Source organism: Vreelandella sp. F11, from assembly GCF_042466685.1.
GTDB lineage: Bacteria > Pseudomonadota > Gammaproteobacteria > Pseudomonadales > Halomonadaceae > Vreelandella.
This window is the reverse complement of the sequence record NZ_CP170448.1, coordinates 3,166,651-3,181,306: the sequence shown is the minus strand read 5'-3', so window position 1 is coordinate 3,181,306 and position 14,656 is coordinate 3,166,651. Positions and strand designations below refer to the sequence as shown.

Below are 14,656 nucleotides of genomic sequence, written 5' to 3'. Positions count from 1 at the left end.
TGTCATAAAGACTTAAAGCGCAGGGCTTAGTATAAAAGCCTTGCGCTTTTTTAATTGGGTAGCAGGTGACCAGATGGTGGAGCAAACACAGGAACGAGGGCGTGTCAGTGAAGTTTTTTGGGCATTTTTAGCGCTGGGCTTAACGTCCTTTGGCGGCCCAGTGGCGCACCTGGGGTATTTTCGTACTGCTTTTGTGGAACGCCGCAAGTGGTTAACCGAAAGTGCCTACGCTGATCTAGTGGCGCTGTGTCAGTTCTTGCCGGGGCCCGCCAGTAGCCAGGTGGGCTTTGCCCTGGGCTTACTGCGTGCGGGGCCCTGGGGGGCTGCCATGGCGTGGCTAGCGTTTACACTGCCCTCGGCGATTATCCTGGTGCTGTTTGCGTTTGGCGCAGCCGTGCTGGATGGCCCCATTGCCAGTGGCATTATCCACGGTTTAAAAGTAGTGGCGGTGGCGATTGTGGCCCACGCGATGTGGGGTATGGCGCGCAATCTCTGCCCGGATAAAACCCGTGCGGGTATCGCGCTGGCGGCGATATTTACGGTGGTGCTGGTTAGTGGCCCTATGGGCCAGGTTTCGGCGATTGTGCTGGGGGCTTAGCGGGGCTAGCGCTGTGCCGCGATAGTGCTGCTGTCACAGCAAGTGAGTCGCTGCATTTTCCTGTCACGCGGAAGGTGGGCATGGTGGCGCTGGGGGGATTCGCAGGGCTGTTGATTCTGTTGCCATTGTTGGCGGGTATGGCGGCTTGGCTGGAGATCGCCGATGCGTTTTATCGTTCAGGTGCATTAGTGTTTGGCGGCGGTCACGTGGTGCTGCCGCTGTTGGAAGCGGAAGTGGTGCAGTCGGGCTGGGTTACGCCGGATGAATTTTTAGCTGGTTACGGGGCCGCCCAGGCGGTGCCAGGGCCGCTATTTACCTTTGCGGCTTATTTAGGCGCGCTGCTGCCCGGTATAAATGCTCTCGCCGGTGCCTTGCTGGCACTGTTGGCGATCTTTATCCCTGGCTTTTTGCTGTTAGTGGGCGTGTTGCCGTTTTGGAATCAATTTCGTCAGTGGAGAAGCGCACAAGCGCTTATGCGCGGAGCCAATGCCGCAGTGGTGGGTATTTTAGGTGCAGCGCTTTACCAGCCGGTGTGGACGAGCGCGATCATTGGTGCGGAAGAGTTTGCCCTGGCGCTCACCGGTTTCTTGCTATTAACCGTATGGAAGCTGCCCGCTTGGGTAGTGGTGGTTATCGTCGCGTTTGGGGGGATACTTATCGCGCCGTGAGCAATGACATTTTACGTGTCATAGCGAGCGAAGCGTGTTGATCTAGGGGGGGCTAGCTTGAATGATAATTTTTGCCAGACCGCCGGGAGGCGGTCTGTGATGAGTAGAGGAGTGGGAAACAGCAGCAAAAAGTGTCTGCTATGGCGCCTCCAGCTCTAAGGTGCGACGCAGGGCGTGAAGTTCATCTACCCCCAGGTGCTCTAGCCTTCCGGCGAGCAAGTCGCTAATTTTCTGAACGGGAAGCCCTGCCCGGCGGGCAATTTCTCGGCTTCCTAGGTCTGATACGGCGATCAGACGCGTGATAATACGCATTAATCGCGTACGTTTTTCAAGTTCCCTGACGTCGAGGTCAGGGCTGCTTCGCGGAGGATCAAGCTGTTCCGCAGTGGCAGTTGCGCGTGCCGTGCTCATGTGGCTCCATCAGTCTGAAATGACAATCACACAATGCCGCCAACCGGTGAGTATTTCAATGCCTATTTTGATGAAAATTTCACGACCTCAGCAAAGCCCGCAAACGCTGTGGCTCTGGTAGACTATTCGCCTTCCTATTTTGATGTGCGCCTAACCCGGCGCACGCTGTTTTTTAATTTAGTTTCGCTTTTATAGGCCTTTGGCCGAGGAGTTTTGCATGTCGTCGAACAGCGCACCCAAGGTGGGCGTGATCATGGGATCCAAGTCTGATTGGCCAGTCATGGAACACGCTGTTTCCATGTTGGAGCGTTTGGGCGTGGCTTATGAAACCCGTGTAGTGTCGGCGCACCGCACGCCTGACCTGCTGTTCGATTATGCCAAGAGTGCTGCTGAGCGTGGCTTACAGGTCATTGTCGCAGGTGCGGGCGGTGCTGCGCACCTGCCCGGCATGGTGGCCTCGCAAACGCCGCTACCTGTGCTGGGTGTGCCTGTTGAGTCAAAAGCGCTAAAAGGTTTGGATTCGCTGCTCTCCATTGCGCAGATGCCTGGCGGTATTGCGGTGGGAACATTGGCGATTGGGAAGGCGGGTGCTACAAATGCAGGCTTGCTGGCGGCGCAGATCGTTGGCTTGCAAGACGCCACGGTGCGCAGTGCGGTCGAGGCGTTCCGCGCGGAGCAGACACAGAAAGTCCTCGACAACCCTGATCCGCGCCCCGAGCCGGAAGCGGAATAAGGAGCCTGGCTATGAATTCAGGTAGTGCAAAGAGCGACGTTGTTAAAACTGATGTCGTTAAAACTGACGTCGTACAAAACATCGGTGTACTGGGTGCAGGTCAATTAGGCCGCATGTTGGCACTAGCGGGGTATCCGCTGGGTAACCGCTTCACCTTTCTGGATACCACTGGCAATCCTAGCGCAGGGCTTGGCGATGTGATTGTCGATCCTAACAATCAGCACCTTGCGGAGTTTTTAGCCAAGGTTGACGTGGTGACCTACGAGTTTGAGCACTTGCCCGTTCAGTTGGTGCGTGAGATCGAGCAGCACAAGCCGGTCTACCCCAGCAGCCGTGCTATTGAAGTGTGTCAGAACCGGGTCGAAGAGAAGACACTGTTTGACCGTTTAGGCATCCCTACACCTGCCTACCGGGTGGTTGAGAGTGCCGAGCAGCTTGAAGCGGCTGCCCGTGAGTTGGGTTGTCCGGTAGTGGCTAAATCGGTCACTGAGGGTTACGACGGCAAGGGGCAGGCGGTATTGAAGCAGCCCGAGCAGGCTGGCGAGGCGTGGAGCGCTATTGGCCATTCGCAGTTGGTCGTTGAAGCATTTGTCGATTTCGTGCGTGAAGTCTCGATGATTGCCGTTCGGGGGCGCGATGGCGAGGTGGTGTTCTACCCCATGGCCGAGAACCAGCACGTAGACGGCATCCTTCGCTACTCCGTGGCGCCGTTGCCAGACCTGGACGACAGCGTTCAGCAAACTGCTGATGGCTATATTCGTGCGCTGTTGGATGAGCTGGATTACGTGGGCGTGCTAGCGCTTGAGTTGTTTCAAACTCGTGATGGTAGCCTGCTGGCCAACGAAATGGCCCCCCGCGTTCATAATTCCGGCCACTGGACGATGGATGGTGCAGTAACCAGCCAGTTCGAAAATCACCTGCGGGCGATACAGGGTTTACCCTTAGGCGATACCCAGGCGATTGCCCCCACCTGCATGATTAATGTGATTGGTCGTGAAGGCGACAACGCAGCGATTCTAGCGCTTGCCAATACGCACCTGCATCGCTATGACAAAGCTGAGCGGGCTGGTCGTAAGCTTGCCCACGTGAATATCCTCGCACCTAATCATGCCGAACTGCTGGAAAAAGTGAACGCCTGCAGTGCGTTACTGCCTGAGGCACCGCTGCCTGCGTTAAGTTTTTCCATTAAGCTGTAATTGCTAATGCCGCCTGTCTAACTTAGGCGGCTTTTTTTACAATATTGACCAACCACAATAACTTATATCGCTAAAAGTACTTAAATGCGCTAAAAAGGAGCGACAATAAAAATCAGCCATTAGGCTGATCTTAACAGTCTCTTTTTAGGCGGGTAGTCAGTATGCCTCACTCTTCAACCACTGGAACATCGTCTGGGCTGCGCAGTGGTTTTCATCGCGATCATCATGTCACTGTAAAACGCTTGCATAGCGAAAAAGTAACTCTGCTATACGACAACCTGTGGCAACCGGTGCTGAGCAGTGTATTAGCAGGGATCCTATTAGTGGCCGCCATGTGGCCAGTGATCACAAGCTGGGTGCTGCTCGCGTGGCTTGCTGTATTGATCCTGGTATCAATAGCTCGTCTTGCATTGGCTTTCTATTTTCAACGTTTGCCTGCGCAGCAGCAACAGCGCCGCCGCTGGCTATATCGGTTTAGCGCCGGGGCGTTTTTAGCTGGCTGTGTCTGGGGCGCTGGCGGGGTTGTTCTGTTTACTGGCGAAAATCACGGTCAGGTGGCAGCGCTTTCGATTGTATTGGCGGGTATTGCTGCCGGTGGTGTCACAACGCTTTCGGCCATTTGGTGGGTGGCGCTCGGTTTCGTGCTGCCGATTTTGCTTCCCTTGTTAGTACAATTTTTACTATTAGGTTCACCGTTGGCAATTTTGATTGGCGCCATGCTTAGCCTATTTCTTGGCCTGATTATGACCACCAGCCGACGTTTAAGTAGAATTATCCACGATAACATTTCCCTGCGGGTGAGTATGTCCGCCAGGGAGGCACAACTGCTGGAGAGCGAAAATCGCTACCGCTCTATCTTTCAACGCTCGCCATTGGGCGTGCTGCATTTTGATAGTCAGGGGCTCATCACTGATTGTAATAGTAAGCTGTTAGAGATACTGGACGTTAATCGCGCTCAGTTGCTCGGCTATAAAATGTTATCCCACTCAGCGGATCCAGAGGTGGCCAACGCTGTGCGCGATGCACTCTCCAAAGGGACTGGTTATTACGAGGGAACTTACTATTTACCCAAAGCGAGCGCAGGCACCCCGTTACGGGCATTCTTCAATGGTGTGCATAGTGCCGGTAATGAGATGGTCGGCGGCGTAGCCATTATTGAAGACTTCACCGAGCGTAAGCGCGCTGAGGCGATCATTTACCGCCAGGCTTCTTATGATTCACTCACCGATTTACCCAATCGGCGGCTGTTTATAGAGCGTTTGGCAACTCTTTGTGATGAGCAACAAACAGAATCTCAGAACGGTTTAGTGATGTTCTTGGATTTGGATCGCTTTAAGTTGATTAACGATACCTGGGGGCACGCTACAGGGGACGATCTATTGGTGCAGGTAGCTCGCCGCCTCGAATGTTGTTTGAGTGAGGGCGATATGGCTGCTCGTCTCAGCGGTGATGAATTTGTATTGCTGGCGTTATTGGAAGGGGAGACAGAGGTATCCCTGGAAGCACGTGCTGAGAGTTATATGCGCAACGTTCAGCAGGCTTTAGCTCTACCTTACCGATTGGCAAGCCAAGATAAGGAGGTAACACCCAGCATCGGTTACACATGCTTTACGACGGCCGACTGTGATCACGAAGAAGTGCTTAAACAAGCGGATATTGCGATGTATCGCGCCAAAACAGAAGGGCGGGCGCGGCTGTGCCGCTACCAGCCCTGGATGCGCGATAAGATGCAGTGAGACGTTTTTGTTAAGCCAGTTGGCCGATTAAAAGCACCCATAATGCGATTAACGCAAAATGGCCGGGGTACCAAGCCAACCATAAACGGCGCGGCATTACCAAGCTGACGGGGGGGATTCGCTGGGCTGCACCTGCAGCCAGAATGAGCACGACGACGCAGGTGCCTACGGTAAACGATTTGGCCATATCAGAGGCGTTCATCTGTCCGGCAATCCAGAGTACTGGGAACGCCGCCAGGCCTGCCCATAGACGCGCTTGAAAATGGTTTTCAGCTTGGCTCAATGCGTGCATGGCGAACATTAATAGCGGAATCAGCAGCAGTCCGTTGTGCCCGTACTCCACCCAGAATCCAAGCAAGTACCAAACGGTAACCCCTACCGCCGCGCCTGCTAACAGCCAGGGTAAACCTAACGTTTGCTGCTGGTAGTGTTGCCAGCCTTGGCGCACTAGTGTGCCTAGGGCTAAACCACTGGCCAGAGTAAAGCAGACGTTGAGGATAAACGCGTCTGATGCACGGGGCATCATCATATAGGGAAGTTGGGCGACCAAGCCGATAACTAAAATTCGTCGTGAGTAGCGTAACGGGTTACGGGTATTAAACAGCCCATGCCAAGCCACCATGGCAGCAAACAGAGGAAAGGCGATACGGCCAATGGAAGACCCCGCCCAGCTTAAATCCCAATCCCCGGGCAGCACATAGCGCGTGAGGTGATCCACCGTCATGGTGATCAGTGCCAGCCACTGTCCCCAGCCGGTCCAATGGGAGGATGGGCGAGGGAGCGTGCCTGCATGTGGGCTTGTTGATTGAGCCATAAAACCTCCGTGTTGAATATGCGCAATGATACACAGACAGAGGTAGCTTTACCTAGTTCACTTAATTAGCTTGGCTCTAAAAGCACATTACCCCGGCAGTTGCCGGGGTAATGGACATCAAGGCTTGCTGTGTAATCTTACTCAGCTTCACCAAAATAACGGTTATAGATTTCGTCGTAAGTGCCGTCTTCTTGCACTTCAGCCAGGGCTTCGTTGAACTTCTCGGCGAGCGCTTCATCGCGCTGACGGAAGGCGATGCCAAAGCCGTCACCGAAGTACTCTTTTGGCTCACTGATGCGCTCACCAACCACCACGTACTCAGCTTCTTCGCTTTCTAGCAGCGTGGATTGGCCAATCGGGAAGTCGAGGAACACGATATCCAGACGCTCAGCTTCCATATCCAGCACCATATCGTCGGCGGTGGAGTAGCGGCTAATCTCGGCCACGTCACTGAAGTTGTCAGTCACGTAGTTATCCTGCAGGGTGCCGCGCTGTACGCCGATGGTCATGCCTTCCAGCGTCTCTTTAGTGGCTTCGCTGATACCCAGGTCGCTTGCAGCAAACCATGCAGAGGGCATAGTGATGTAGGGCTCAGAGAACAGCACTTGCTCACGACGCTCGTCGTTAATGGTCATTGACGACATGATGGCGTCGTAGTTGCGTGACATTAGGCCGGGAATGATGCCGTCCCACTCTTGCTCGATCCACTCGCAGGTAACGCCCATACGGTCACACAGCTCGTTACCCAGGTCGATGTCAAAACCGGTGAGTTCGCCTTCCGCGGTGCGGAACTCCATAGGCTCGTAAGGAACGTCAACGCCAATGCGCACGTTATCGTAATCACGTGCCTGTGCCGAGGAAGCAGCGGCGACTGCCAAGCCCAGCAGTGAAAGGGATAGTAGTTTTTTCATCTTATTACTCCGTAGAAAGCGGGTTCACTTGAAAGTGAGCCCCGTTTTTAACTGACAAATAGTTGTTAGTCGACAATTAAACTAACCCAGGTTGGCGTTGACGAAAAGGGGACGTTACGTTGTGAACCAACGTTTGTTTGACAGTTGCACCGTTTTTCCATGATCAACCGCTTTTCCATAATTAAGCATCTTGTGGCCGTAGGTGTGCGAGCAGCCTTTTCTCTAGATAGCGGAAGAAGAACAAAATCGCGAACGTTAAGCATAGATAAATGGCCGCCACGAACAGAAACGCCTCGAAAGGGGCATAGTAACGGGCGTAGACAAATCGCGCGGCACCGGTTAAATCCATCAGTGTGACTACGCTGGCAATAGCGCTGGCGTGAAGCATAAAAATCACTTCGTTACCGTAGGCGGGCAGGGCGCGACGAAAGGCGCTGGGTAAGATGATTCGGCGCATCATCAGGCTCTGCGACATGCCGTAGGCGCGGGCAGCTTCAATCTCGCCTTTAGCCGTGGATTTGATGGCGCCGCGAAAAATCTCGGTGGTGTAGGCGGCAGTATTCAGCGTGAAGGCAATCAGCGCTGGATAGAAGGCTTCACGCAGCACTGGCCACAAAAAACTCTCTTGGATACCGTCAACAAAGACAACGCCGTAGTAGATAATATAGAGCTGAATCAACAGCGGTGTGCCACGAAACACATAGGTATACAGATAAACCGGCAGACTAATCCATTTATGCTTGGAGCTGCGCATAATGGCTAGCGGTACGGCCAGAATTAACCCTGCCACAAGCGATAAAAATACCAGTTGCGTGGTCGTGACCAAGCCTTCCCAGTAGTATCCCAGTGTATTGGCGGTGAAGATGGTGTTGCCAGCGAGAAGGTCATTGAACCAAGTGGAAATATCGAGCATATCACTGACCTCCAAAGCCGATGTCGTAATGTTTCTGCAGGCGCGCGAAAATCCATTCAGATACGCTGGCGATGAGCAGGTACGCTACGGCGACGGGGAGCAAAAAGGTAAACGGCTCATGGGTCGCTCGGGAGGCTTCCGCTGCCACCCGTACCATATCGGTCAAGCCAATGACCGAGACCAGCGCGGTGGTTTTGAGCAGTACCATCCAGTTATTAGATAACCCCGGCAGCGCATGGCGCATCATTTGCGGAAAGCGGATACGACGAAATACGAGGCCATTGCTCATTCCGTAGGCTTTGCCCGCTTCAATCTGGCCGTTATCCACCGCCATAAAGGCGCCCCTGAAGGTCTCGCCCATATAGGCGCCGAAGATAAAACCAATGGTCAGTACGCCAGCAGCGAAGGCATTGAAATTAATATATAGGTCGATATCGTAACTGTAATAGAGCATGTCGCTGATGGCGTTAACACCAATCTGGCCGCCAAAAAATAGCAGCATCATCAAAACGAGATCCGGGACGCCGCGAATAAGCGTGGTGTAAACCGTTGCTGTACGCCTTAAAAACCAGTTGCGCGACATCTTCGCGCTGGCGGTTAGCAACCCTAAAATAATCGCTAAAATTAGCGACAGCACCGCTAATTGAACGGTAACGCCTGCCCCCTCGATCAGCCGGGGGCCATAACCTTGTAAATCAATCATGGTGAGCCTCGCGGATCAGTATTTAGGTGCCAGGAACTGCTGCAGACGCGGTGATTGCGGGTTGCCTAGCACTTGGGCTGGGGGGCCGGCTTCTTCCACCAGACCTTGGTGAAGGTAAATCACTTGGCTGGAGACATCCCGGGCAAACCCCATCTCGTGAGTCACCACCACCATGGTGCGTCCCTCTTCAGCAAGGCCATGCATGACTTTCAATACGTCGCCGACCAGTTCCGGGTCAAGGGCAGAGGTGGGTTCGTCAAACAGCATCACTTCTGGATCCATCGCCAGTGCACGGGCAATAGCGCCACGCTGCTGCTGGCCGCCGGACATCTGCGCAGGGTAGGCGTTGGCGCGGGTCGTTAATCCCACCCGGTCAAGCAGGGCATGGGCGTGCTCCAAGGCCTCTTTCTTAGGTTTTTTTAGCACATGAATCGGCGCCTCGATGATGTTTTCGAGCAGCGTCATATGGGCCCACAGATTAAAACTCTGGAACACCATGGAGAGCTTGGCGCGCATTTGTACTACTTGCTTCCAATCTTCGGGCTCTCGGCCGTGCTTAGTGGTTTTAAATCGAATGGATTCGCCATGGACGATAAGGTCGCCATCATCGGGTTGCTCGAGCAAGTTCATGCAGCGCAAAAAAGTACTTTTACCCGATCCAGAGGCACCAATCAGGGTAATCACATCGCCCTTTTGGGCTTGTAATGAAAGACCTTTCAGAACTTCCGTATCGCCAAAGCGTTTTTTAATATTACGCACTTCAAGGGGAGTAGGCGTAGCGGCCATATCATAGGCTCCAGTACAGAGTTGCCGCAGCAACATATGGGTTTGATGCGGCTGGCGCGAAAAAAGGGGCGATTCTATCAGGCTGGACGCATTATGCGCGCTTTCCTTATAACATTATGCACTCGACGTTGGTCTTATCGACGTCGAGAGGCCTGTTATCGCCTTACCATTGTTATTGTCTTAGCTAAAATAGTTTCTGCCTGTGGTTAAGCGATAGGCGCCACCAACAGCGCAGCACGGGAGCCCATCTCTACCTGCGAGTTAGGAAACACTACATGGAGGGGCGTGTCGCCTACCCGAAATTCACCCGCCTTGGCGTCTTGGGCCAGCAGTGTACCCGGCTCAAAGCGGCTGAAGTTTGCTGTCTCCTCGGGAAAACAGAGAGTGAAGTCATCTGAGTGACGTATTAACTCGTGCTGAACCTGGAAAAACTGCATTTGCCTGGCGGGCTGGCTGGGTGGTGTATGCCCTTCACTCAGCGCGGCGATTAGCGTGCGCATCGGTTGCAAGGATGCCATATCGTTGTGGCCAAAAGGGGCTACTCGGCCCAGCTCAAAGGTGAATGCCTGGGCGCCGTGGTAGTGTTTACTGTAATGGGAGAACGTCCAGCTGTGCTGGTGTTGATGTAGCACCGCCTGCATATCCGCTGCCGCCAGCCAGCCCCACTGCTCGGCAGCGGTGGACGTTTCGGCAAAGGGCTCTACGACGAAGCGGGGGTAACGGCTTTCCCGAATCGCGGTATGCAGGTCGTAGTGCAGTTTGGGGAGCTGGGCATGGCGGGAATAAAAACTATCCACGGCGGCCATTAATTCCCTGGCGCGATCAGGTTCGTCGCCCTTGGCGGTGAGTTCACGGCTAAATAGCCGGTTTAAATTGGTGGAAAGAAACCGCTGCTGCGCTTTAAGCGCGGGCAGGTTGCCTAAAATCACCAGAACGGGCGCACCGAGCGATATGCTGCCTGCTTCTATGCTGCTTAACCACTCACCTACCAATTCAACTGGCGCAGTCTCATTGCCGTGGATCGCCGCTGAAATGATACACGCGTAAGCGCCATCCCTAGCCGTGTTGGGAGAGAGTTCCAAAATACCAGGCGCATGCAAATGGTAAGTGCCGCTTGCGAAGGCGCCGTGGCTGGCGGTGGGGAGCTGCCCGTCAAGCGACCAGTCGAGCCATTGGCCTAGCATTGTCGCTCCTTAATCTCTATTTTCAGTATCGTTGTCAGGATCAAAGTGAGCCTAGCATCGCCACGCGAGGCCTTTGTCACAAGCCAGTAGGTCGTTCGCGTGTAAAAGCCCAGCATATTCGTGAAAAAGCGTTTTGGTACAAAAGCGTATTCATGAAGCAAGCGGAATCTAAACGTGCCCCTAAGTCGCTGGCAACAAAAAAGCGCCCAGTGAGATGCATGGACGCTTTTGGGTTGGCTTACTAAGGTTGCGCGGAGCGCTGACGCTGCATCTCTTCTTGGTATTCTCCGGCGAGCGACGTCTTCTGTTTATCTTGCAGGCCCCGGCCCGCCAGTTGGAAAACCTCTTGCTCCTCCTCATCCAGGTGGTGGGTGACTAAATCCTGGAGCTGTTTGGCGTGGGTGAGCCAATGAGTTGCGCTGTAATCAGTTTCATCGAGCAGTTCTAAAAGCTCATCAATTTCATGATGTTCAGCAACGCTGTGGCGGGCTTTTTCCTGGGTCAGGTCAATCGACATCATCGGGATATAGAGCGCCCGCTCTTCGGCGGCGGCGTGATAGTGCAGCTCTGCCCGAACTTGTTGATAAAGGTTGTCGCGCTCATCGCTATCTCCATGTGTTTCAACTAAGCGGGCGAGCAGGTCGCGCTGAATATCGTGATCCTTGCGCAGGGCTTCAAAAATCGTCATTCCAGACTCCTTGGATACGTTTGATGTGGGCAAGTCAAAAGCTAGTGGTGGTTGGCGTAAAGTGCAAGGTGGCGTGCGTCGATGAAATCGACGCCCACGGACGAAAACATTCGCTTTTTTCTATGCTTGAGTGCGCTATGTTGTGTTTACTACTTATTAGGTGACGCCCACTCTAGGCGACGCTGATTGCACTGCTCATTAGTGAAGGAGATAGCAATGACGAAGGTACTGGTACTTTATTATTCCATGTATGGCCATATCGACACGCTGGCCCAAGCCGTAGCAGAAGGCGCAAAAGGTGTGAACGGTGTCGAAGTAACGGTTAAGCGCGTTCCCGAAACAATGCCGGAAGAAGCATTTAAGAATGCAGGCGGTAAGCAGGATTACGACACGCCGGAAGCGACGCCTCAAGAGCTTGCCGATTACGATGCGATTATCTTTGGCACACCGACCCGCTTCGGTAACATGGCCGGCCAAATGCGTACTTTCCTGGATCAGACCGGCGGTTTGTGGGCGAACGGTTCTCTGCGTGGCAAAGTCGCTAGCGTGTTCACCTCTACCGGTACCGGTGGCGGCGATGAGATGACCATTACCTCTACCTGGACCACACTCGCCCACCACGGCATGATCATTGTGCCGATTGGTTACGGCCTTGAAGAGCAGTTTGATATTTCTAAGGTAAGCGGCGGTACGCCATACGGCGCCGCAACGCTGGCCGGTGGCGATGGTTCACGCCAACCTGACGAGCGTGAACTGAAAATTGCCCGTTTCCAGGGCGAGCTGGTCGCGCAAACGGCGGCTAAACTGGCTAGTTAATGAGCTCACTAGCCAAGTCATATATGAGTTAGTCATGGTAAAAGCCTCGCTGGACATAGCCAGCGAGGCTTTTTTGGGTTGGGATATGGAGACTGGAATTATCGCCTTACTAAGCTCCTCGCGCTGCCGTATAAATGGTGTAGACGGATTGGCTGGCCGTCATAAATAGCCGATTGCGGCCCTTGCCCGCAAAACACACGTTTGAGCAGACTTCGGGTAGCAATACTCGGCCCAGCAGGGTGCCTTCCGGTGAAAAGACCACTACTCCGTCGATACCTTCGCCACCATTGGCACTTGACCAGATATTGCCATCCACGTCGCAGGCCATACCGTCGAAAATCGTGTCTTCACTGGTCACGATAACTTGCCGGTCGCTAACACTGCGACCCTCTTCCCCCAGCGACCAGCGAATAATTCGCGCGGGTTCGTCGAAATGGGTGGGGGCACTGTCACTGGCGTAGAACCCATCGCCATCCGGTGTTAATACAATACCGTTTGGCTTATAAATATCGTCGGTCAGCATGATGGGCTCATCCAGGCTGTCATCGACGTAATAGATGGCCGTTTCTAACTCCAGGTCTCGTTTTTTACCCTCGTAATCGAAGTGAGCTCCATAGCCTGGATCGGTAAAGATCACTCCACCCGAGGGCAGTGCCACCACGTCATTGGGGGCATTGAGCGGTTTGCCTTGATAGCGTTCGGCGAGCACCGTTGTGCTGCCGTCCCACTCATAGCGCAAAACGCGTGAGGGGTAGTGCTCGCAAGCAATTAGCCGCCCCTGATGATCGAAGGTATTACCGTTGGAGTGGCCGACACTTTCTCTCAAAACGCTGACCTGGCCAGTGGATTCGTCCCAACGCATCTGCTTGGCACGGGGTATGTCGCTGAACACGACATAACGCCCTACGGCGTTCCATGCTGGCCCCTCTGTCCACAGTCCTCCACTCCAGTGGCGCTCTAGAGGGCTGTTAAAAATCATGTAATCACTAAAGCGGGAATCTTCGACTTTCCAGGCATCGATTGGATATCGTTCTGGGATGGAGCCTTGTGAGCTCTGCAAAGCAAAAAGCTGGGGCGATGTGCCAACAGCGGCCAGGGCGGCCGATGCCGAAAGGAACTGACGGCGTCCAAGTTTCATAGCATTGTCCTGATGGTTGTTTGTTGATGTTGTTATGAGCGGAGTGAAACTGACGTTTCTTCCGCCCTCAGGACAAATGTAGAACATAGATTCTCAAAGAGCATACATAGGCTGTCCGATTGGGTACAATCGGACAGCCAAACGCTATGACATAGCTGTGTCAGTGCGAAATAGCGTTGGCAATTGCCTTGCCTAGGCTTGCAGTGGTGCCTTCTCCCCCCACATCGCGGGTAAGTACGGTGGCATCGCCTTCACTCAACACGTTTTCAATGGCGGTTACCATTGCATCGCCCGCTTCTTTATAGCCCAGGTGCTCCAGCATCATCGCGCCTGACCAGATCTGACCGATTGGGTTGGCGATGCCTTTACCGGCGATATCCGGCGCGCTGCCGTGTACGGGTTCAAACAGGCTGGGAAAGTTGCCTTCCGGGTTGATGTTGGCCGAAGGCGCAATGCCAATGGTGCCGGTGCAGGCGGGGCCGAGATCAGAAAGAATATCGCCGAACAGGTTGCTGCCCACCACTACATCAAACCAATCCGGGTGAAGAACGAAGTTGGCGGTGAGAATATCGATATGAAATTTATCCACCGCGATCTCAGGGTAGCCCTTGGCCATTTCGACCACCCGCTCATCCCAGTAGGGCATGGTGATGGAGATACCGTTGGACTTGGTTGCAGAGGTGAGCTTTTTACGCGGGCGGGTTTGGGCCAGCTCAAAGGCGTACTTCAGTACCCGGTCAACGCCGGTGCGGGTCATGACGGTGTCTTGAATCACCACTTCACGGTCGGTGCCTTCAAACATTTTGCCGCCAACGCTTGAGTACTCGCCTTCGGTGTTCTCACGCACGACATAAAAATCGATATCGCCGGGTTTTCGGCCAGCCAGCGGGCTTTTGATACCAGGCATGAGCTTACAGGGGCGCAGGTTGATGTACTGATCAAAGCGGCGCCGGAACTGCAGTAGCGAGCCCCATAGGGAAATATGGTCGGGCACTTTATCCGGCCAGCCCACCGCGCCATAAAATAGCGCATCGAAACCTTTTAACTGCTCGAACCAATCATCCGGCAACATCTGGCCGTGTTCGAGATAGTAGTCGCAGCTACCAAACTCAAAAGTGGTGAACTCAAGATCGATATTAAACCGCTTGGCGGTGGCCTCAAGGGCGCGAATGCCTTCGGGCATTACTTCGGTGCCGATGCCGTCACCGGCGATAATGGCGATACGGTGGGTCATACTGGTTCCTTATCTTGTTAGTTGCTTCTATGTTTGTGAGTCGTGAGTCGTGAGTCGTGAGTCGTGAATAGTAAGTAGAGTGTAGCGGCTATTTTGGCGGAGATAATCAGGCTACTATTCAAGCTAT

The 14,656-nt window shown here is 53.8% G+C and carries 14 protein-coding genes and 1 pseudogene; 5 read left to right on the top strand and 10 right to left on the bottom strand.

Features of this window, described 5'->3' with window-relative positions:
- The first annotated feature begins 73 nt into the window (after positions 1-73).
- Positions 74-1,266: pseudogene (gene chrA, locus ACFIOZ_RS14570) on the top strand (chromate efflux transporter).
- Positions 1,267-1,404: 138 nt separating this feature from the next.
- On the opposite strand, the gene ACFIOZ_RS14565 reads toward chrA, so the two are convergent.
- Positions 1,405-1,677: an XRE family transcriptional regulator gene (locus ACFIOZ_RS14565; RefSeq protein ID WP_008958942.1), complete on the bottom strand. Its 273-nt coding sequence runs from the start codon at positions 1,675-1,677 to the stop codon at positions 1,405-1,407.
- Between the two features lie 217 nt (positions 1,678-1,894).
- On the opposite strand from ACFIOZ_RS14565, the gene purE reads away from it, so the two are divergent.
- From purE to ACFIOZ_RS14550, 3 genes are all read left to right on the top strand, one after another.
- Positions 1,895-2,410, top strand: a complete 516-nt coding sequence (gene purE / locus ACFIOZ_RS14560) for a 5-(carboxyamino)imidazole ribonucleotide mutase (RefSeq protein ID WP_022522693.1) — start codon at positions 1,895-1,897, stop codon at positions 2,408-2,410.
- Between the two features lie 11 nt (positions 2,411-2,421).
- Positions 2,422-3,606, top strand: coding sequence for a 5-(carboxyamino)imidazole ribonucleotide synthase (locus ACFIOZ_RS14555; protein WP_386079042.1), 1,185 nt, complete (start codon positions 2,422-2,424; stop codon positions 3,604-3,606).
- A 161-nt stretch (positions 3,607-3,767) separates the two neighbouring features.
- On the top strand, positions 3,768-5,342 hold the full coding sequence (locus ACFIOZ_RS14550; RefSeq protein ID WP_386079040.1) for a diguanylate cyclase domain-containing protein: 1,575 nt from the start codon (positions 3,768-3,770) through the stop codon (positions 5,340-5,342).
- Positions 5,343-5,352: 10 nt separating this feature from the next.
- Here ACFIOZ_RS14550 and ACFIOZ_RS14545 read toward each other — a convergent pair whose 3' ends face one another.
- From ACFIOZ_RS14545 to ACFIOZ_RS14515, 7 genes are all read right to left on the bottom strand, one after another.
- Positions 5,353-6,156, bottom strand: coding sequence for a TraX family protein (locus tag ACFIOZ_RS14545; RefSeq protein ID WP_386079038.1), 804 nt, complete (start codon positions 6,154-6,156; stop codon positions 5,353-5,355).
- 137 nt (positions 6,157-6,293) lie between these two features.
- Positions 6,294-7,067, bottom strand: coding sequence for a transporter substrate-binding domain-containing protein (locus tag ACFIOZ_RS14540; protein ID WP_386079035.1), 774 nt, complete (start codon positions 7,065-7,067; stop codon positions 6,294-6,296).
- Between the two features lie 181 nt (positions 7,068-7,248).
- Positions 7,249-7,980 (bottom strand): ABC transporter permease, encoded by a 732-nt coding sequence (locus tag ACFIOZ_RS14535; RefSeq protein WP_386079032.1) that lies wholly within the window; start codon positions 7,978-7,980, stop codon positions 7,249-7,251.
- Between the two features lies 1 nt (position 7,981).
- Entirely contained in the window at positions 7,982-8,683 is a 702-nt protein-coding gene (locus ACFIOZ_RS14530) for an ABC transporter permease (RefSeq protein ID WP_386079029.1), read from the bottom strand.
- A gap of 15 nt (positions 8,684-8,698) precedes the next feature.
- Positions 8,699-9,469, bottom strand: coding sequence for an ABC transporter ATP-binding protein (locus ACFIOZ_RS14525; protein ID WP_386079026.1), 771 nt, complete (start codon positions 9,467-9,469; stop codon positions 8,699-8,701).
- A 206-nt stretch (positions 9,470-9,675) separates the two neighbouring features.
- Positions 9,676-10,653: a succinylglutamate desuccinylase gene (locus ACFIOZ_RS14520; protein ID WP_386079024.1), complete on the bottom strand. Its 978-nt coding sequence runs from the start codon at positions 10,651-10,653 to the stop codon at positions 9,676-9,678.
- Between the two features lie 241 nt (positions 10,654-10,894).
- Positions 10,895-11,341, bottom strand: a complete 447-nt coding sequence (locus tag ACFIOZ_RS14515) for a hemerythrin domain-containing protein (RefSeq protein WP_386079022.1) — start codon at positions 11,339-11,341, stop codon at positions 10,895-10,897.
- 216 nt (positions 11,342-11,557) lie between these two features.
- Between ACFIOZ_RS14515 and wrbA the strand changes: the two genes are divergently transcribed.
- Entirely contained in the window at positions 11,558-12,157 is a 600-nt protein-coding gene (gene wrbA / locus ACFIOZ_RS14510; RefSeq protein ID WP_386079020.1) for an NAD(P)H:quinone oxidoreductase, read from the top strand.
- Positions 12,158-12,266: 109 nt separating this feature from the next.
- On the opposite strand, the gene ACFIOZ_RS14505 is transcribed toward wrbA, so the two are convergent.
- Positions 12,267-13,295, bottom strand: a complete 1,029-nt coding sequence (locus tag ACFIOZ_RS14505) for an SMP-30/gluconolactonase/LRE family protein (protein WP_386079017.1) — start codon at positions 13,293-13,295, stop codon at positions 12,267-12,269.
- Positions 13,296-13,455: 160 nt separating this feature from the next.
- Positions 13,456-14,529, bottom strand: a complete 1,074-nt coding sequence (locus ACFIOZ_RS14500; protein WP_386079014.1) for a tartrate dehydrogenase — start codon at positions 14,527-14,529, stop codon at positions 13,456-13,458.
- Between the last annotated feature and the right edge of the window lie 127 nt (positions 14,530-14,656).